The sequence below is a fragment of the Flavobacterium arundinis genome (assembly GCF_038289855.1).
GTDB lineage: Bacteria > Bacteroidota > Bacteroidia > Flavobacteriales > Flavobacteriaceae > Flavobacterium > Flavobacterium arundinis.
Window position 1 is genome coordinate 1 of sequence record NZ_JBBYHR010000015.1, and the last position, 20705, is coordinate 20705.

16 protein-coding genes are annotated in these 20705 nt (G+C 42.0%); 10 read left to right on the forward strand and 6 right to left on the reverse strand.

Going from position 1 to position 20705, the window contains the following annotated elements:
• Positions 1 to 213: 213 nt before the first annotated feature.
• Positions 214 to 1161 (reverse strand): L-threonine 3-dehydrogenase, encoded by a 948-nt coding sequence (locus AAEO56_RS18880; protein ID WP_341698640.1) that lies wholly within the window; start codon positions 1159 to 1161, stop codon positions 214 to 216.
• Positions 1162 to 1459: 298 nt separating this feature from the next.
• On the opposite strand from AAEO56_RS18880, the gene AAEO56_RS18885 reads away from it, so the two are divergent.
• From AAEO56_RS18885 to AAEO56_RS18895, 3 genes are all read left to right on the forward strand, one after another.
• A complete protein-coding gene (locus AAEO56_RS18885; protein ID WP_341698641.1) occupies positions 1460 to 2122 on the forward strand; it encodes a hypothetical protein in 663 nt (220 codons plus the stop codon).
• Between the two features lie 47 nt (positions 2123 to 2169).
• The gene (mfd, locus tag AAEO56_RS18890; RefSeq protein WP_407934974.1) at positions 2170 to 5481 is read left to right on the forward strand and encodes a transcription-repair coupling factor; all 3312 of its coding nucleotides are present in this window, start codon (positions 2170 to 2172) and stop codon (positions 5479 to 5481) included.
• A gap of 66 nt (positions 5482 to 5547) precedes the next feature.
• Positions 5548 to 8301 carry a TrlF family AAA-like ATPase gene (locus AAEO56_RS18895; protein WP_341698643.1) on the forward strand — a complete coding sequence of 918 codons (2754 nt, stop codon included), beginning with the start codon at positions 5548 to 5550 and terminating at the stop codon, positions 8299 to 8301.
• 77 nt (positions 8302 to 8378) lie between these two features.
• Here AAEO56_RS18895 and AAEO56_RS18900 read toward each other — a convergent pair whose 3' ends face one another.
• The 5 genes from AAEO56_RS18900 to AAEO56_RS18920 all read right to left on the reverse strand — a co-directional run bounded on the left by AAEO56_RS18900 (position 8379) and on the right by AAEO56_RS18920 (position 13065).
• Positions 8379 to 9473, reverse strand: coding sequence for an MBL fold metallo-hydrolase (locus AAEO56_RS18900; RefSeq protein WP_341698644.1), 1095 nt, complete (start codon positions 9471 to 9473; stop codon positions 8379 to 8381).
• A gap of 84 nt (positions 9474 to 9557) precedes the next feature.
• On the reverse strand, positions 9558 to 10220 hold the full coding sequence (locus AAEO56_RS18905; RefSeq protein WP_108777276.1) for an ACT domain-containing protein: 663 nt from the start codon (positions 10218 to 10220) through the stop codon (positions 9558 to 9560).
• Positions 10221 to 10304: 84 nt separating this feature from the next.
• Positions 10305 to 10664, reverse strand: coding sequence for a YraN family protein (locus AAEO56_RS18910; RefSeq protein ID WP_341698645.1), 360 nt, complete (start codon positions 10662 to 10664; stop codon positions 10305 to 10307).
• Positions 10664 to 11623, reverse strand: coding sequence for a S66 peptidase family protein (locus AAEO56_RS18915; protein WP_341698646.1), 960 nt, complete (start codon positions 11621 to 11623; stop codon positions 10664 to 10666). The genes AAEO56_RS18910 and AAEO56_RS18915 overlap by 1 nt, the downstream gene beginning before the upstream one ends.
• A 254-nt stretch (positions 11624 to 11877) precedes the next feature.
• Positions 11878 to 13065, reverse strand: coding sequence for an OmpA family protein (locus AAEO56_RS18920; protein WP_341698647.1), 1188 nt, complete (start codon positions 13063 to 13065; stop codon positions 11878 to 11880).
• 125 nt (positions 13066 to 13190) lie between these two features.
• Between AAEO56_RS18920 and AAEO56_RS18925 the strand changes: the two genes are divergently transcribed.
• From AAEO56_RS18925 to AAEO56_RS18955, 7 genes are all read left to right on the forward strand, one after another.
• Positions 13191 to 13862 (forward strand): potassium channel family protein, encoded by a 672-nt coding sequence (locus AAEO56_RS18925; RefSeq protein ID WP_341698648.1) that lies wholly within the window; start codon positions 13191 to 13193, stop codon positions 13860 to 13862.
• A 211-nt stretch (positions 13863 to 14073) separates the two neighbouring features.
• Complete coding sequence (gene metG, locus AAEO56_RS18930; RefSeq protein ID WP_341698649.1) at positions 14074 to 16146, forward strand: methionine--tRNA ligase; 2073 nt, start codon at positions 14074 to 14076, stop codon at positions 16144 to 16146.
• Positions 16147 to 16239: 93 nt separating this feature from the next.
• Entirely contained in the window at positions 16240 to 17610 is a 1371-nt protein-coding gene (locus tag AAEO56_RS18935) for an AAA family ATPase (protein WP_341698650.1), read from the forward strand.
• On the forward strand, positions 17600 to 18286 hold the full coding sequence (locus AAEO56_RS18940; protein WP_341698651.1) for an RloB family protein: 687 nt from the start codon (positions 17600 to 17602) through the stop codon (positions 18284 to 18286). The genes AAEO56_RS18935 and AAEO56_RS18940 overlap by 11 nt, the downstream gene beginning before the upstream one ends.
• A complete protein-coding gene (locus AAEO56_RS18945) occupies positions 18286 to 18912 on the forward strand; it encodes a chloramphenicol acetyltransferase (protein ID WP_341698652.1) in 627 nt (208 codons plus the stop codon). The genes AAEO56_RS18940 and AAEO56_RS18945 overlap by 1 nt, the downstream gene beginning before the upstream one ends.
• A gap of 62 nt (positions 18913 to 18974) precedes the next feature.
• Complete coding sequence (locus AAEO56_RS18950; RefSeq protein ID WP_341698653.1) at positions 18975 to 20366, forward strand: hypothetical protein; 1392 nt, start codon at positions 18975 to 18977, stop codon at positions 20364 to 20366.
• A 21-nt stretch (positions 20367 to 20387) separates the two neighbouring features.
• Positions 20388 to 20699 carry a hypothetical protein gene (locus AAEO56_RS18955; RefSeq protein WP_341698654.1) on the forward strand — a complete coding sequence of 104 codons (312 nt, stop codon included), beginning with the start codon at positions 20388 to 20390 and terminating at the stop codon, positions 20697 to 20699.
• The last annotated feature ends 6 nt before the right edge of the window (positions 20700 to 20705 follow it).

Consider the following 20705-nt stretch of genomic DNA (forward strand, 5'->3'; position numbering starts at 1 on the left):
GTACGAGTTCGTGGAAGAATTAAATATGGAAATAATAAAAGAAATAGTGGTAATCTGCGATGGAGATCCAAGCAAAATACCACTATCTAATATGGTTTAAAGTCTTCCGAACACTTATGTTTTGAAAACCTTGCAGGTTGAGAAACGATATGTACATACTCTTGCAAGGTCTCAAAGACCTTGTAGGTGTAATAAAATTAAGGAAAAAGATAATTAGTCCACCTTCCCGGCAAGATGCTCCAGCATATCGGCGGTCATGGCTTCAAGGTCGAAATTATGTTTCCAGCCCCAGTCCTGCCTTGCGCTGCTGTCGTCAATGCTTTGCGGCCAGCTGTCGGCTATCTTCTGGCGGAAATCGGGTGTGTAATCTATCGTGAAGTCCGGGATATGTTTTTTAATAGCATCGGCGATCTCTTCGGGAGTGAAGTCCATTGCCGAAAGGTTATATGCCGAACGTATCTTAACGTTTTCAGCAGGAGCCTGCATGATCTCTACCGTAGCACGAATGGCATCGTCCATATACATCATCGGCAGGCGGGTTTCTTCGCTCAAAAAGCAGGTATATTTGCCATCACTTAAAGCCTTGTGGTAAATATCAACGGCATAGTCGGTAGTGCCTCCGCCGGGCAATGTTGACCAACTGATAAGGCCCGGGTAACGGATACTGCGCACATCTACCCCATAAATGTTATGGTAATATTCGCACCAACGCTCGCCCGATTGCTTGGATATGCCGTATACTGTAGAAGGCTCCATCACGGTATATTGCGGGGTATTTTGCTTGGGTGTCGTTGGCCCGAATACGGCAATACTCGAAGGCCAGAATATCTTTTTGATCTTACCTGCTTTGGCAATATTCAGTACATGGAAAAGCGAGTTCATGTTGAGATCCCAGGCAAAGGCGGGGTTCTTTTCGGCAGTCGCCGAAAGCAGCGCAGCCATAAGATACACATCTTCAACACCATGCTTTTCGATTATCGCCTGTACCTGGTTAAAATCAAGGGCATTTACTACTTCAAAAGGGCCGGAAGCCACAAATTCGGCATCGCCTTTCCGTACATCCGAAGCAACAACTTCATCTGTCCCATAGATGCTTCTGAGTTTTGCGGTTAGTTCCGTGCCTATTTGCCCGCAGGCTCCAATGATGAGTATTTTGGCCATAGTTGTGTATTGATGCCTGCAAAGATAATAGTTTAACATTACGAAATTCATTCTAATTACACGTGATTCTAACAATTATTTAAAAGATTGTGATTCTAAGCATCACATAAAAGCATTATCCCTAAAAATAAATACATGTGGGTGCAGAATAATAGTCCTGTGCTATTTTTAAAAAATATGGCGTGTATTGACTGAAATATTTTGGATTATAAAATACATACTGCCAGTCATAAAGAAATTAAAAAGATGGCAGGCAGTTTGGCGCAACATTTGTAAATTTGCCATCAATCCAAAGAACATGAAATACTTCAAAGCAGTCATCATAGTACTCTTTTCACTAGCCTTATTTTCGTGCGAAGACGATCAGCAGCAGCGTATTGCCCAGGCAAAAAGGATAGAGAAGCAAAACGACTCGATAGTTAAGGCGCTTAATAAAAGCTGGAAATTCAACCCTCCGGCCGCCTCTGCAAAGGCACAGCAGCAAATGGGCAACTGGAACGAGTGGGACCAACTGCGGAACGAGATGCTGCAAAAACCTGTAGGTGACCTTGGCGCTTACCGCCAAAAAACCAAAAACCTTGTAGCAAAAGCAGAGACGGCACGCAATACCATACCGGCTGCTTTCAGCAAGCCACAGGTGAAAAGCCGTTTTGATGTATTGGTTACCAAAATAAAATCACTTCATACTTTTGTAGGGGTTGACCCTGTGCCTGCTAAGAAGGTTTTCGAGATCATGGCAAGCATCGATAAGGAGGCCGCATCGATATTTAACCAGTTCGATGAGATGATCCGTATTAAAGAAATCCCGAAAGAAGAAGGCGAGGCAGAAATGCTAAAAGCGCTGGACACTGTGCGTATGGCAAACCCCGAAGCGCAGCCTCAGCCTCCTGTAAGCAGGCCACAACCGACACGCAGAATTACACCGGCAGGACACGGTAATTATATCCGACCAAAAAATTGAAACCAGAATTTTTAGATAAATACGGGCAGTCGCCCAAAGTTAAGCAGATAGTCGCAGCCATAGCGCAGCGGGAAAACAAGGTACAGGTAAAGGGCCTTATTGGCTCTTCGCTGTCTTTTGTCATAGACCCATTGTTCCGCCAGAGCGAGCTGCCGTTCCTCCTTATTCTTAAAGACAAGGAAGAGGCCGCCTATTACCTTAACGACCTGGAGCAACTGATTGGCGACCAGGACGTGCTGTTTTATCCCGGCTCCTACCGCCGCCCTTACCAGATTGAAGAAACTGACAACGCCAATATATTATTGCGTGCCGAAGTGCTCAACCGCATCAACTCGCGTAAGAAACCTGCTATCATTGTTTCCTATGCCGAGGCGCTGTTTGAAAAAGTAGTGACCCGAAAAGAGCTTGAAAAGAATACCCTGAAAATAGCAACAGGCGACCAGGTTTCTATCGACTTTATTAACGAGGTATTGTTTGAATATGAGTTCCGCCGGGTGGACTTTGTGACGGAACCGGGTGAATTTTCCGTGCGCGGTGGTATCGTGGATGTATTCTCTTTTTCGAATGATAATCCGTACCGCATCGAGTTCTTTGGCAATGAGGTGGACAGTATCCGCACCTTTGATGTGGCTTCGCAGCTGTCACTGGAAAAGAAGAATAAAATTACGGTTATCCCAAATGTAGAAAATAAGTTTTTGCAGGAAAAGCGTGAAAGTTTTCTGGAATATATTAGCGAGAAAACGGTGCTTTTTATCAAAGATACCGACGCCCTACTGGCACAGCTCGATGTACTTTACGGCAAAGCCAATGAAGCTTTCGACAAGCTATCCAAAGACCTGAAGCATGCCTCACCGGAAGAGCTATTCCTCAATCAGCAATCGTTCGTTAAAAAAGCGCTCGACTTTACTATTGTAGAATTGGGCAACCGCGCCACATTTAAAATAAGCCAGACATTCGAATACCATATACAGCCGCAGCCGTCGTTCAACAAACAGTTCGATCTGCTGCTAAACAACCTCAGTGACAACCACCAAAACGGGTACAAGAATTACCTCTTCTGCTCCAATGAGGCTCAGGCCAAAAGGTTTGACGACATCTTCGAAAGCCTTGATGAAGCGAATCATGAGAGCACACGCAAGCAATATAAAACGATAGTCTTCCCAATTTATGAAGGCTTTGTAGACGAAGAGAACCAGATTGCCTGCTATACCGACCACCAGATATTTGAGCGTTACCACAAGTTCAGCATCAAGAATGGCTATTCGAAAAAGCAGACTATTACGCTAAAAGAACTTAACTCACTTTCTGTTGGCGATTATGTAACGCACATCGACCACGGTATCGGGAAGTTCGGCGGGCTGCAAAAGATACAGGTAGAAAACCGGACGCAGGAAGCCATTAAGCTTGTGTATGCCGATAACGACATTGTGTACGTGAGCATCCACTCGCTGCATAAAATATCAAAATACAACGGGAAAGACGGCGCACCACCCAAAATATACAAGCTCGGATCGGGCGCGTGGAAAGCACTTAAAAACAAAACCAAGGCGCGTGTTAAGCACATCGCCTTTAACCTGATACAGCTGTATGCCAAGCGCAGGCTGGAAAAAGGTTTCCAGTACGCACCCGACAGTTATTTGCAGGCCGAACTGGAATCGTCGTTCATCTACGAAGACACGCCCGACCAGATAACTGCTACCCGCGACGTGAAAGCCGACATGGAAAGCGAGCGCCCTATGGATCGCCTGGTGTGCGGGGACGTTGGCTTCGGAAAGACCGAGGTAGCGATACGCGCGGCCTTCAAGGCTGTAGATAATGGCAAGCAGGTTGCCATATTGGTACCAACCACCATACTCGCCTACCAGCATTACCGCACTTTTACCGAAAGGCTGAAGGATATGCCGGTTTCTATTAGTTACATGAACCGTTTCCGTACCGCAAAGCAAAAGGCCGAAACGCTGAAAGGCCTGGCCGATGGCAAGCTCGACATCGTGATCGGTACGCACCAGCTGGTCAGTAAAAACGTTGTGTTCAAAAACCTTGGGCTGCTGATCGTGGACGAGGAGCAGAAATTCGGTGTAAACGTAAAAGACAAGCTGAAAACCATTGCTGCTAATGTAGATACCCTTACCCTAACGGCAACGCCGATACCGAGGACACTGCAATTTTCATTAATGGCGGCGCGCGACCTTTCGGTAATTACCACGCCACCGCCCAACCGCTATCCTATCGAGAGCCAGGTGGTGGGCTTTAATGAGGAGGTGATACGCGATGCTATTTCGTATGAGGTGCAACGCGGCGGGCAGGTATTCTTTATCCACAACCGGATTGAGAACATTAAGGAAGTGGCCGGGATGATACAGCGCTTGGTACCAGGCGCAAGGGTTGGCGTAGGCCACGGACAGATGGAAGGCAAAAAGCTGGAGGAACTGATGCTTGCGTTTATGGAAGGCGATTTTGACGTGCTTGTGGCAACGACTATTATCGAGAGTGGGCTGGACGTACCCAATGCCAACACGATATTTATCAACAATGCCAATAACTTCGGGCTGTCCGACCTCCACCAGATGCGCGGGCGCGTGGGCAGGAGCAACAAAAAGGCATTCTGCTACTTTATCGCGCCTCCTTATAGCGCCATGACCGAAGATGCCCGCAAGCGGATACAGGCGCTGGAGCAGTTCAGCGAGTTGGGCAGCGGGTTCAACATTGCCATGAAAGACCTTGAGATACGCGGCGCGGGCGATTTGCTTGGCGGTGAACAAAGCGGGTTTATCAATGAGATTGGCTTTGAAACGTACCAAAAGATCATGAACGAGGCCATTGAAGAACTTAAGGAAAATGAGTTCAAAGACCTGTATGATGACGGCGATGATACTACCGAAAAAGAATATGTAAAGGACCTCCAGATCGATACCGATTTCGAGATGCTCTTCCCCGACGAATACATCAACAACATTACCGAAAGGCTCAACCTGTACAACGACCTGGCGGCGATTAAGGACGAGGCCGGGCTCATTGAATACGAGCAGAAGCTTATTGACCGTTTCGGGCCACTGCCAAAACAGGCACAGGCACTGCTCACCAGCATGCGCATCAAGTGGGTGGCGACTAAAATGGGACTTGAAAAACTGGTGCTGAAACAAGGCAAGATGGTCGGCTATTTTGTAAGCGACCAGCAAAGCGATTACTACCAAAGCGGCACCTTCCGCACGGTGCTGAAATTCGTACAGCAATTCCCAACCGTTTCTAAAATGAAGGAAAAGGAAACCAAAAATGGATTAAGGCTGCTGCTGACTTTCGAGAATGTAAAGTCCTTGAAAAAAGCGCTGGAGATGTTGGGTATGGTGTTTGAGGAGTAAAAGCTTCTGTATTTAACAATTATTTTGTAGGTTTATCTTATTGAAAATTAATCAATAAGATATTCGATGGGAAATAGAGGTTCAGAATGGAGAAAATGGGATTTACATCTTCATTCTCCTTACACTTTTATGAATAAGTATTCTTGTTCAGACGATGAATTCATTGAACAAATCAGAAAGGAGGGTTTATCATGTATAGGTCTAACCAATTATTTTAGATTCGATGACAAAGAATATGATTTAAAGGAAAAGCTTGAGAAAGAAGGAATAGTAACCTTTTTAAATTTAGAGCTGCGTCTGGATTACCAAAATAAAGAAGACGATTGCCTTGATTTCCATGTTATTTTTTCTGATGAAGTCAGAAAAGAAAATTTGCAGAAGCTACTAATGAATGTCAAAACTAATATCAATGGCAGTTCTAAGAAATTGATAGATGTTATTTCGCCTGATGATTTCAAAAAGGCAGTTGTGAACTTTGATGAGTTATTAAGTTGCCTTAATGATGAATCTATAGGATTGAAAGGAAAATTCTTAATTGGTTTTTTATCCAGGGGAAAAGGTAATGCCAGAACTAGCTCAAATTATGAGAAACTCACAAGGGAGGCTGATTTATTAATTCATTCAACTGACAATCCTAGTAATATTGATGATGACAGAAGTTTTTGGTTATCTTATAAAAAGCCTCTCTTACAAAACAGCGACGCACATTCACTGAATCATATTGGAAAAAAATTTACTTGGATTAAAGCAGATGTCACATTTGAAGGCTTGAAACAAATAATTTACGAACCGGAAGACCGTGTAAGGATTCAAAAAGAAATGCCTGAAGCAGAGAAGTTGGATACTTTAATGATTGAAAAAATAACTTTCACTTCTTCTGAAAAGAAATTTACACCTGAAACTATATATTTTAATAAAAACCTAAATGTAATTATTGGAGGGAAATCTTCAGGAAAATCTATTTTACTTTATGAAATCGCGAAAACTTTATATTCAGATACAGATGATAAGGTTCTGAAATATACGGATGTGGAGGATAATAAAGAGAAAGATTTATACGACCTGAATAGCAATGATGCCAATTATAATTTTTCTGTAGAATTATATTCAAAAAGTAGTCAATCTAAAAAAGACCGTCAAACCAATTCGAGTATATTACCAAGTATTAAATATATTCCTCAAAATCATTTATCGAATCTAGTTGATAAAAGCAGAAAAAGCGGAGCAACATTAAAGAAGCTGATTCGGGGGTTAATATTAGAAGAACCGCAATATCTATCTAAGTACAATGACTTTGTTGCCCAGGCAAAAAAGAATGATGTTCAGAGGAGCCAAGACATTGATTATTATTTTTCTCTAAAACAGGAATTAGATAAAAAAGAGAAAGAGTTGCAATTTAAAGGAGATACAAAAGCTTTAGCCGAAGGGATAGCTTTCAATAGACAAAAGATTGACACACTTAACAAAGACTTTACATCTCAAGAGTTAACTGAATATAATGAAATCACAGAGAAATTAAATCTATTAAAGATTTACAAACATCAAATCACTAGTGATTTTGAAAAATTGGATACATATCAAACCGATTTAAAAAGGTTTCTTACAGAACTCTCCAATAGAAAGAGAATTACTCTTGAATCTTTACAAACGGAAAGTATAAAAATAGAATTTTCCAATAAATTACAATTTGTTGATAATGCGTTAGCTAATATAGAGGAGATTGCTATTCAATTCGTAAAAACTGAAGACAACAAATTTATTAATGATTCTTTATTTGCAGTAGAGATAAATAAATTAAACACAGAAGAGGAGCTAAATAATTTAAAACTTAAACCTTATAATGACAGATTAGAGAATCAAAAACAAATAGCTGCTCTTCAGAAAAGTATAAGTGAAGATGAAGCTAAAATTGCAGATATTGATCAATTTAACAAAGAAATTGAAACCACTAAAAGTGAAATAGATTCTCACAAAGAAAAAATATTTAATGATTTTGCGGGTAACTTTAAACTTTATGAAAAAATCATTGAAGATTTACGGAATCGTATTTCAGATATAAGTAAAAATGACAAGATGGAGATTTTGCCAAGTATTAAATATAATTTTCCAAAATTTAGAGGATTAGTTGATAGTATCTTTGACGGTAGAGGATTTAATAACCAAGGTTTTAAATATTTGTATCAGAAGTGGGATGAAAATCCCAAATCTGCCCTTGCAGATATAGATTATAATGAAATCGAAAAGTCTCTTAAAACACTTTTTGAAAAAATTGAAAGAAAAAATTTAAATTTAAAAGGTGGAAATACTCAAAAAGAGGCAATTAAAAAGGTGTTTACCGATTTCTTTTTTGACCATTGGGATGTAAAATCCCAAGGGGACGATATTCATAAAATGTCTACTGGTAAAGCAAGCTTTATTTTATTGAAGTTAATAATAAAGTTAAGCAAAGAGGATGGTCCGATTTTAATTGATCAACCAGAAGATAATTTAGATAATCGTTCTGTCTCAAAAGAACTAGTAGATTTTTTAAAGGAAAAAAAGAAAGAACGTCAAATAATTTTAGTTACACACAATCCAAATATTGTTGTAAATGCAGATGCTGAAAATATTATTGTAGCGAACCAAAAAGGGCAAAATGATATAGAAAGTACTAGTGATTATAAATTTGATTATATAAATGGAGCTTTAGAAAATTCTTATTCTAAAAATGGTAGCGGAGACTTGCTCAAATCGATGGGTATTAGGGAACACATTGCTGATGTTGTTGAAGGAGGGGAAGATGCATTTAAAAAACGTGAAGAGAAATATGGGTTTAAATAAAGGACAAATTGAGATTTCTCTCTTCGCAAGCTTCGTTCGAAATGGAAGAGACTGAAAACTGTGACTGCGACTGAAAACTACTCCAACCCCTCCCACCATTTCTTAAACACCTGCTTACCATCCAAGTTAACCTTCTCCCCTATCATCGGTGTTAGTATCGGCATGGCTTGTTTTTCAGCTTCGGCGGTAACGCGTTTTATAGGCTCATCCCAATCGTGGAGAGCGAGCGAGAACTTGGCCCAATGCACCGGCATGAGCTTTTTGGCTTTCAGGTCGTGCGCCGCTGTTACCACCTGCTCCGGGAGCATGTGGATGTATTTCCAGTATTCGTTATACTGGCCGCATTCTAAAAGTGCAAGGTCGAACGGCCCGAACTTTTCGCCAATTTCCTTGAAGAAATAGTCGTAACCCGAGTCGCCCCCAATGAATATCCTGAAGGATGGTGTTTGCAATACAAACGACATCCACATCGCTTTGTTGCGTGTAAGGGTACGCCCGGCAAAATGACGCGCAGGCGTTGTGTTTATGGTAAATCCATTACCGAGGTCTATTTGTTCATTCCAGTCTTTTTCCTGCACGATAGCCATATCATATCCCCACAATTGCAGGTGCTCTGCAGTGCCGAGGCCGGTAACAACTTTCTTTACCTTTGGCTTTAATTTTAGCACAGTTTCGTAGTCGAGGTGATCCCAATGATCGTGGGTAATAACCAGGATATCTATTTCGGGGAAATCTTCTACAGCATACACATCGGCTCCGGGAAATGCTTTGGTAGTGAACTTTACCAGCGAGGCATTACCGCTGAAAACAGGGTCGACCAGTATCTTTTTCCCATCCACCTGCATGAAATAGGACGAATGCCCAAACCATACCAGTACATTTTCTGAAGGATCAAGGCGAAGAAGATTAGTCTTTTGCGAAGGCAGTGGTTTTGCAGGCTTGCTCCGTTTGCTTTTGTTAAAGAAGAATTCATAAAATACCGTGAAATAACTCACACCTTCTTTCAGGCTGGGCGTGTGGCTCAGGTTTTGTAACTGCCCATCTTTATAATTTGGAGATAATTCAATGCGTTTCTGCCTTTCGCCGGAAGGCAGTTTTCCGAATTGCGGCTGGTTCATGAAAACGGCTATGCCTGCTATGATAAGGATAAGGACACTAAGAGTTGTGATCATGTATGCGGAGTTATACCCAAAGGTACATAAAAACAAAATGCAGCGATAGTATCGCTGCATTTGTATTTGTATCGTTGTGCCTTATTATTGCAGGCTCTTCAGGTCTTTTATTACTTTGAACGCCATATCTACCTCATCTTCGCTAACCAGGATGGTAAACTCGTAAGAAGTAGAAATCACCTCATTGATGATGATACCTTCCCACGCCAGCCTTTGGAAAATATAGTAATATACTCCCGGTGTAGAGATATTGTCCTTAGGAAGTTTTACGGTTATCGAAGCCAGGTTATCGGTTCGCTCGATCTGCTTTTCATCGGCAAAAAGCCCATCCACCACATGGCTCATCGAGGAGCTTACAACAACATTGGTTTCATTCACTCCCCTCGAAGAGGTATAAAAAACATCCGGGTTGGCATTGATCTTGGCAATCAGCTCTGCCTGTTTGTTGAGGATGGTATCGCTTACGGCAAAGGTATAATCTGTTAGTGAAGACCGTACTGTAATCTCGCCTATACCTTTTAGCACCTTAACAATCTTGTGGTTAACACGGAAATCCAAATCTTCGGAGAGCCTTTTCAATGACATTACCACAGCACCCTGTTTTACGTCCTTCCCCAGTTCCTGCTCAAGTTCAGGCATCATGTTGCGGGCAAGCGAAGTAAGATTGATAATACCCTGGGAGAGGGCACTCAACAAAAATGGCTTTGTTTTAATGTAGTGTTCGACTACAGAAGAAATAGTTTTCATATTCAGTTAGTTGTGTTTAGTTGTTTAGTTGTTGTTTGCACGCAAATATACAAACTAAAATAATTTTGTTAAATATTTAACAAGCTAAAAATAAAAAAAAGCGTCCTCCAGATGCTCTATTTCAAAGGTACTGTTATCTTTATGTATTGAAATTATATCAAAGCGAACTTCGGCATCCACATCATTTTGTTCAACAAATGCATTAACCGCCCTAACCAGTAGTTTTATTTTCGCAGGGGTAACGAACTCCTGTGGCAGTCCGAATTCCAGTGTAGAACGTGTCTTTACCTCGACAATTGCAAGTGTATTGTCTTTTTGGGCAATGATGTCGATCTCTGCTTTCTGGAACACCCAATTGGTTTGCAGAATCGTATAACCGGCTTTTTTCAGGAAATCCACAGCCAGTTCTTCGCCCAGCTTGCCGAGGTCGTTATGCCCGGCCATTATTCGAAGGTAATTTTAGTCCCTGCTGCCGTTACGTCAAGCGTAATTGTCTTTCCCATAATCAACGCGCGGTTGTCCTGTATGTGACCGGCAGGAAAATTGAAGCAGATGGGGATGTTGTATTCTTTGGTAATGTCCTGTATGATCTCCAGCGCATCATGGCCCCACGGAATATCATTGTCGCGCATTTTGGTCATCCCGCCAATTATGATCCCTTTTACATCTTTAAAATAGCCGTTACGTTTCAGGTTCATCATCATGCGGTCGATGTGGTACAGGTATTCGTCAAGGTCTTCTATAAAAATGATCTTCCCTTTATAATCGGCCTCCGAAGGCGAACCGATAATGCTGTACAGCACCGATAGGTTGCCGCCCACAAGCTCTCCGGTCGCCTTGCCTGTTTTATTAAAAGCATGGGGTGGAATGTTGTAGGACAGCTTTTCGCCAAACAATGCCTTACGGAAACTCTCTATCGCTTCGGGTGTGGCACGTCCAACGCTGATAGCGACCATGCCATGAAGCGTGGCGATGTCGAAATTATTAATATGGCTGTGCAATACTGTTGCATCGCTGAAGCCAATAAACCACTTGGGCTTCTTTTTAAACTTTGTAAAGTCGAGGCGTTCGATCAGGCGTACGGTCCCGTAACCTCCTTTGGCACACCATACAGCTTTTATAGCAGGGTTGTCCAGCATCTGCTGGAGGTCGGTGGCACGCTGCCAGTCGGGGCCGGCCAATTGGTTATCATCCAGCCCGATGGTTTTGCCAATGACTACGTGCAATCCCCAGCTTTCCATCAGCTTTATCCCGGTTTCGAGGGGTGCCATATCTACTTTTCGGGCTGTAGCCAATATGCCGATGGTGTCGCCTTTTTTAAGGTAGGGCGGGATTTTTGCGATTTGGGCGAATGCCGGGAAATGTAGTAATGTGATCAGCAATAATAAAAGGTTACGGTGCATGGTGAAGGGCTTATAGTAACAAAGATAAGCAATATCAACATTGTTCTTTTGTCTTGAAACAAAAGAACCAAAAGTTCAAGGCCCCAAATATTTCACTTAAAATCTACGTCAGGATTTTTGCATCACGACCCAAGCCGCTCGCTGCTTCGCGCTCGACTCGTGGGTCGCTCTCCTTCTCCCAACGCCAAATCCCTCCTTGATTTTTACGCGAAATATTTAAGGCCGAGCTTCACTCCGGCGCGCTTACTCATGAACTAGTCCTTCTTTTTAAACTGCCTCCTCACCCATGCCCAAAAGCCTTTTTCTTCGTCCGGCCTGGCTTTTTTGTCCAGGTAGTAGCAATGGGCAAGGCCATATTGGTCCGAGGTATATTTCATCTTTATTAAGCGGGCCCGTATGCTCCTTGGTTTATTATTTTTAGAATATACTCCGGTAAAAACCATTTTGCGGAGGTCTATCGTGCCATCTCCATCGGTGGTGAAAGCGTACAGGGTATCGTTCACTTTGGCCGAGAAGGACAGGCTGTTCTTGCCGTCGGTTATCGTCAACTTATGAAAATTATACGGTTTGCTTGTGGCAATATGGACAACTTTGCATTCACTGTCATTTTCACATTTTATATCAAGGTTGATCTTTACGCAGGTTTCTGTTCCTATAGGCAAATTGAATATGTAATACTTCCCTTCGGGGTCTGATGTTATCTTAACAGCTGTGTTCTCCCATCGCAGGACACCGTCGGCACCCTTTATTGTGAGCCATATACTCACCGACCTGTTTATTTTCCGCTTTTCATTTAATGGTACCTTGACCGTATAAAATTTCCCGGATGGGTCAATGTCTTTTTTTTCAAAGCAAATCTCCATCATCCCGCAGGTCCAAAGGATGTTGTTGTTCACATCAATAGCGTTCATGTTGCCTGCCAGCATGGTGGTGGAATTGTAATATTCGCTAACGGTAACCGCTGCTGTAGAACCTTTCGCCACACTCGCTATTATAATAGTACCCTCCGGCCCTCTGAATTCCTGCTGTTCGAAATGGCCGCTTGCAACAGACGGTATAACTTTATTGCCGCTTACTTTAATTACAGCCCTTCGCTGCTTTTCGGGAGTTTTGGGTTTATCTTTTATATATAAATTACCTCCTGCTTCGGCTACAGCCAGGCCCTTGCCTTCCAGATAATCCTTAGCGGCATTTGCCCTGTTAGCCGCTAAAGCCTTATTATAGTCGAGGGTTCCTGAATCGTCGGTGTATCCGGAAACCGATATGGCTGCGCTGGTAAGCCCTTTTGAATATGGCACAATGCTATCCAGCGTGGCTTTTGCTGTTTCAGAAAGTACATAACTGTCATGATTGAAGTAAACGATGAATGACTTTGATGTTTCCTGTGCTTGAAGATTTACTACCGGGATAAGTGCCAATAGCAGAAGGAATAATTTTTTCATAGTATAAGTTTAGAAGATATCCTGTTTTCTTATAAGATGCGGCAACTTCGTAAAGGGTTGGAATACTTCGGGAATTAAAAATCTTATTATTATATTTTTTAGATTTGAAGAAAATAGATTAGTTAATGGAACATGTTAGTAATGATACACCTGATAACAAGCTGGGGATTTTAAATCTCATGGTAATTGTTTTATCTATATATGTCCTGGGATCTTTAATTGTAGATACTGTTGTTACCCTGCCTCCGGAAACTTCTTTATTATTAAACTATATTGACAATGCTATTTGCGTATTCTTCTTTTTTGAATTTTGCATCCGCTTTGTGGGAGCAAAAAATAAAATGAAATTTATGCAATGGGGATGGATCGATTTGATATCATGCATCCCTATGGTCGATTTCTTAAGAGCAGGCAGGCTTTTGAGACTAATACGATTGCTGAGAATTATCAGGGCGTTTCGTTCAGCCCAACATTTATTGAATCATCTCTTCGCAAATAAAGCCAAGGGAGCGCTCACATCAGTTTCTATTGTTGCTATGTTGTTGGTTATTTTTTCAGCTATAGCCATATTACAGGTGGAGAATGACCCAACCAGTAATATCAAAACTGCAGAAGATGCCATTTGGTGGGCATACGTAACGATTACCACTGTTGGCTATGGAGATAAATTTCCGGTCACTACTGAAGGCAGGGTAATTGCAGCAATACTAATGACCGCAGGTGTTGGATTATTCGGCACTTTTACAGCTTACGTTGCCTCGTGGTTTGCTGTTGGTAAAACTGTCGATAGTAAGTAGGAGTTTCCAAACGCAATCAATAAGCCTGTAAAAACAATTGTGTGTGAGTAAGCACATCTGAGTGAAGTTGAGCCTTAAATTTTTTGGAGCCTTGTCCGCCGCGGCGGATTGGTTCTTTTGTTTCAAGACAAAAGAACAATTGCTGTAATTGGTAGTAAAAGAAATAACCCATATATTTCGTACTTTTGCATCTTTAAAATCCGATACACAAATGTTACAAGACCCGAAACGATATACTGTTACCGCAGCGCTGCCTTACACCAACGGCCCTATCCACATAGGCCACCTTGCCGGCGTATATGTCCCTTCCGATATTTATTCGCGTTTCCTGAGATTGCAGGGCAAAGATGTTGCCTTCATCTGCGGGAGCGACGAGCACGGTGTGGCCATATCCATGAAGGCTAAAAAAGAAGGCATCACACCGCAGGAGGTTATCGACAAATACCACGCGATCATCAAGCAGAGTTTCGTGGACTTCGGCATATCGTTCGATAATTATTCGCGCACTTCGGCAAAGATTCACCATGATACAGCTTCTGAATTTTTCAAAAAGCTGTATGATGCAGGTGATTTCATTGAGGAAGTGACCGAGCAGTTGTACGATGAAGAGGCACACCAGTTTTTGGCCGACCGTTTCGTGATCGGCACCTGCCCGAAATGCGGCAACGACGAAGCTTATGGTGACCAATGCGAACGCTGCGGGTCGACCCTGAATGCGACCGACCTTATAAATCCGAAATCGACTATATCCGGAAGCAAGCCGGTACTTAAAGAGACCAAGCACTGGTTCCTTCCCCTTGACCGTTATGATGCATTTTTGCGCGAATGGATACTCGTAGGGCACAAGAACGACTGGAAACCGAATGTGTACGGCCAGGTAAAATCATGGCTGGATGATGGCCTGAAACCGCGTGCTGTAACGCGTGACCTTGACTGGGGCATACCGGTTCCGGTAGAAGGCGCAGAAGGCAAAGTGCTGTACGTTTGGTTCGATGCACCGATAGGTTATATCTCTTCAACTAAAGAATGGGCGCTGCGCGAAGGCAAGGACTGGGAGCCGTACTGGAAAAGCGACGATACCAAGCTGGTGCACTTTATCGGGAAGGATAATATCGTGTTCCATTGTGTGATATTCCCTGCGATGCTAAAGGCGGAAGGTTCTTATATACTGCCTGACAACGTTCCAGCAAACGAGTTCCTGAACCTTGAAGGCAACAAGCTATCAACCTCCAAGAACTGGGCGGTATGGCTGCACGAATATTTACAGGATTTCCCGGGCAAACAGGATGTATTGCGTTATGCGCTTACCGCGAATGCGCCGGAAACACAAGACAATGATTTTACCTGGAAAAGTTTCCAGGCGCGGAATAATAATGAGCTGGTAGCCATCTTCGGGAATTTCATCAACCGTGTGGTGGTGCTTACGAACAAATACTACGAAGGCGTGGTGCCTCAGCCATTTGAATTCAGCGATGTGGATGAAGCGACACTGACCGAAATGCGCGCCTACCCTGCCGTGATAGCAAGCTCTGTGGAGCGTTACCGTTTCCGCGAGGCACTGGTGGAGCTGATGAACCTTGCCCGCCTTGGCAACAAATACCTGGCCGATGAAGAGCCGTGGAAAGTTATAAAAGACAACCCGGCACGCGTGCAGACGCAAATGTATGTGGCGTTACAGATAGCCACGGCATTGTCGGTATTGAGTGAGCCGTTCCTGCCATTTACCGCAGCGAAATTAAAAGGTATGCTTGGTGTCACTTCGAGCGCAGTCGAGAAGTTAAGCTGGAACGACATTTCCCTGAAAACCGACCTGCTCCCTGCCGGTAGCCAAATTGGTACAGCCGAATTGCTTTTTGCTAAAATAGAAGACGAAGAAATACAACGACAAGTGGATAAACTCGAAGCGACCAAAACTGCCAACGCAGCCGAAAATAAAATAGCCGAACCGCAGAAAGACCTTATTACCTATGAGGATTTCTCGAAAATGGATATCCGTACGGGAACAATCCTTGAAGCTGAAAAAATGCCGAAAGCCAACAAGCTTTTAGTATTGAAAGTAGATACGGGCATCGATATACGCACGATCGTTTCCGGTATTGCAGAAAGCTTTACACCCGAAGAAGTGGTAGGCAGGCGCGTTACCGTACTGGTAAACCTTGCACCCCGCAACCTTCGTGGCGTGGAAAGCAACGGCATGATATTAATGACCCAGAACAGCGAAGGCAAACTTGTTTTCGTGAACCCTGATACTGACGGCGTAGGGAATGGGGAGACGGTGAATTAAGTTTTCGAAAAAATCGTTAAGTTTTCAGTAATTGAAACAATAATGTTTATTTTTATTATAACTTTATACACTTAAAACGAAAAAAACGAAGCTATGCTGATAAGATTTACCGTTAGCAATTTTATGTCTTTTAAAGATGAAACTGAATTTAATATGCTTCCGGCTAGTGGGAATGGATCTCGCAAATTAAAAAATCACATCCATACAACTGATTCAGGTATTGAAGTACTTAGAACAGCCGCAATTTATGGTGCTAATGCTGCGGGTAAAAGTAATTTAGTAAGTGCCATATCATACCTTAAAAATATTGTATTTGGGGATGAAGCTATTTTGATGCCACAAAGTAAACGATTTAGAATAGATAAAAATTATAAAAACAAGCCAACAACTTTTAGAATCGAATATACATTTAAGAACAATCATTTTGATTATGGAATTGAAATTTCCAAAGGAAAAATCCAACAAGAATGGCTATATCTTATCAAGTCAGTAGCTTATGAAAAGGAAGAGTTACTTTATAAAAGAGAAAATCAAGATGTTACCTTTGGCGACTATTTTAAAAATTCTTCTGATTTTTCGTACATTACTAAGTACTTGAAAAAGGAATTAAGAGATACTCAAACTGTAATAGATGCATGTTTTGGCAACATTGAAGACAGCACTATTTTGGACGACATATATATTGCTTTTGCTAAATTAACTATTGTAATGCCTACCTCTAAAAGCTTTGTTTATTCTGAATCAATTTTAACGGGCAATAAATCATTTGATTTTGCAAAAAATCTTTTAACTAACAGTAAGACAGGAATCGAGGACTTAATTTTAAATGAAATTGATGCGGATGCCTTTTTTAGCTATTCGGAAGAGGATTTAAAAAAAGAATTAATAGATGACCTTGAAAGCTTTATCGAAAGCAATAAAGATAAGTCTTTGGATAATTCCTTACCGTTCCTCCAAAATTCACAAATTAACGTGTTAAGGAAAAGAGACAATAAATATTATGTGTCATTTTTAAAAACAAAACATTTTAACACAGACGATTTATTTGATTTTAGTGAAGAATCAGATGGGACTAAACGATTATTTGAACTTTCACCTGCATTTGAACAATTAATATTCGAAGGTGATGTTGTTTATATAGTTGATGAGCTGGAACGCAGTATGCATCCTTTATTAGCAAAAGAATTATTAAGGATGTACTCAGCGGCCAATACATTTAATAGCCAATTAATTTTTACAACTCATGAAAGTCATTTATTAGATAATGATTTACTAAGACGAGATGAAATTTGGTTTACCGAAAAGAAAACTGATGGGAGCACAGAATTTTATCCATTAAGTAATTTTAATCCTCGTGGTGATAAAGTTTTGGAAAGAGGTTATTTAGAAGGAAGATATGGCGGGATTCCTTTTTTAGGTGATTTTTCTAATCTAATTATTGAAGATTCCGAGAATGTTACGTAGAAAATATTCATTAAAAGATTATAATAAATTGGAAGCGTTCAAAGACGCTACAAAGTTCTTTATAATCTATGAGGGAGCAGATAAGGAACCTAATTATTTTCAAGCATTTAATGACACTTTCTTAGATCAGAAAAAAGCATATATTCATCATGTATTAGAGGTTGATACTGACATTGCGGGAAATATGCCAGAAAATTTAAGAGATCGTGTAATTCACTTTTTAAAAAATCCCCCAAAAGATTTACAAGTTACTCCTTCAAAAGACGACAAGTTTAGATTTGTTTTAGATGTCGATAAACATCCACCTGCACAGATATTAAGCTTAAAAGAATATAGCGAATCTTTAGTGGATGCACATTTATATATAAGCAATTTTTGCTTTGAAGTTTGGCTTTGGTTTCATATAGATCAGCAGGAAAATATAACCGCTACGAAAAGCAAAGAGATGAAAACCTTACTTGGAGAGAAACAAAATGAAATGAGGCTAGGCCCCTATCCTTTCTGTTATATGACAACTGAAATCATCACTGGGGCAATTGACAAAGCAAAAGCTGCTGATATTCAAAAAGAGAATTACTTTCCTGTCGAGAAAAGCACTAAAGTTTACATCCTAATAGAAGAATTATTAAAATATTCGATAGAAAACAATTCTGTTACCGATCCTGAAGTCTTATAATGCGCACAAAACTCAACCTCTCTACCTGGCCCCGAAAAGAGCACTTCGGATTCTTTAGTAAATTCGAAGAGCCGTTCTTTGGGTTGGTGGCCGCTATCGACTGTACTAAAGGGTACGCTTCCGCGAAAGCGAAAGGCGTACCGTTTTTCATTTACTACCTGCACAAGACTATGGCGGCGGTAAACAGTGTGGAAGAATTCCGTTACCGCATCTCGGGCAATGAGGTGTTTGTTTATGACAGGGTCGATGCCTCTGCAACGCTTACGCGCGAGGACAATACCTTTGGGTTTTCGCTGATGGAATTCACCCCTGATATAGCTGTTTTTTCGGCGAATGCCAAAACAGAGATCGAGCGTGTACGCAACACGCCGGGACTGTTTACCCGCGAATTCGACAACGATAACATCATCCACTTTTCAGCCATACCGTGGGTAAACTTTACCTCGCTTTCGCATGCGCGGAGCTTTACATTTCCCGACAGCTGCCCGAAGATATCGGTGGGTAAAATGACGGAGAAAGACGGCAGTAGATTGATGCCCGTTTCGGTACATGTACACCACGGCCTGATGGACGGCTACCATGTTGGCCTGTTTTTTGATGCATTGCAACGTGAAATGGATAATTAACACCTCGTTACATTGCCGTGATCGTAAAAAGCAGTAATTTGGGTGTGCTAAAGCTTCGGCACATGAAAAAGATACTTGCTGTTTTATTGCTACTTGCTTTCCACACAGGACAGGCACAAATTCCTTTGTTTTCAACAACTCTTGAACTGAAACGCGGTACGGACTACCATCAGTCACTGGCCGCCACGGACACTGCCTACTCGCAGTTCGCCGTTTTTATTTCCGACAAAGAATCGCTGAAGGCATTGCGGCTGAACGGGGCACTGTTCTTTAAAGACAGCCTCACCACAACGCGGCCTGTAAAAGACTATGATTTTATGGCCGGTTATAGCTTTACCAATGGAAAGCCTGGTGTATATTGGGCATCAGCAGACCTGAAAAAGTTACAGGGCCTGTATTTCGATTTTGAGAACAGCACTGTTGGGCGCGCGAATTTTGAAATGCCTTATGCCGAAGATGAGGAAATACTGACTACCTTTTCAGAATACAACTCTTTTTATATACTGACGCTGCCTGCTAAAAAGGACGAGCTGAAATGCTACATCTTCAATAAGGGCACTTACACGATCAAAACCATTGATTTCTCGGGTTTTGCTTTCACCAATGAAAAAAGCAAAAAAACGACCCTCAATGCGCTAATCAGTTACTATTCGCTGCAAAAAATAGAGGCACATGGGTTTACCGACCTTGCCACATCCAGCCAGAAGATAAAACTGTATGCGCTGAAGGATTCTTTTCTGCTGACATTGGACCACAACCCGGGCTACACGCAGATTTTCACTATCAACAACGAGGATTATACCATTACACAAAAGATATACACGCATTCCGTACTTACCGAAAGCGCCGATGCCAACTCGTTTTACATTGAAGGCAAGCTTTACCAGCTAAAGCTTAACAATGAAGAAATCGCTTTAACGGCGACCACGCTTTCTAATACAGCTGACAGTAAGAATTACCACGCAACTGCCGAAGAAACTATCGGGTTTAAGAATTCACCGTTGCTGTCTCAGACCGGTAACGACAGCCCTGATGAATTTAGGGATACCAAAAAATTCCTCCGCAGGGCCGGTTCTTCAGGTATCGCGATCTCTGTGTACCGTACTCCCGATGACCTGCTAGTTACCGCGGGGGGTGTGCGCACGATACTTCCTGCGGGCGATGTTATACTCGGGGCCGGGCTTGTGTTGGCAGGCGGTTCCTCTGATATGTTTGGCGACGGGCACGAATTGCAAACTAATTATTTTGAAAGCCTTTTTGACGATGCCTTCAATCACCGTCCGTATGTCCTCCCAACACTGGCTATAGATAATATCGGCCGGTATACCGGAGGGAATAAGAACCTTACGCTGCAAACTGTTACCCCCTTCAAAGGATCGTACATACTGGGTTTTTATGATACCAAAGCAAGACGCTATCTGCTACGTAAATTTGACGATGAGTTTGCGTATTGATTCCCAACTAAATTAAATCTTATGAAACGCTCCTCCTTCCTTTTTACTATAGCCATCATCTGTCTGGTGATCGTACTGGCCGACCTGTTTCTGTGGTTTTCGGTTACGGGAGATACAACCACTTTTGAGGAATCGAAGCAGCAATACCTCAGCCATTATCCTGCTTCACTTCAAAACGCAAGGCTGCTAACGGTAATTTCCATATTGCTGCTCACAGCGGCAGGCTTTATTTTCCTGAACGCTTCCAAAACAAGATCGCTAAAGATGGTAGCGGCGTTGCTGGGCGTGATCTCGGCGGTATTACTGATGTGGAAGATATTCTCGCTGATGTAAATAACT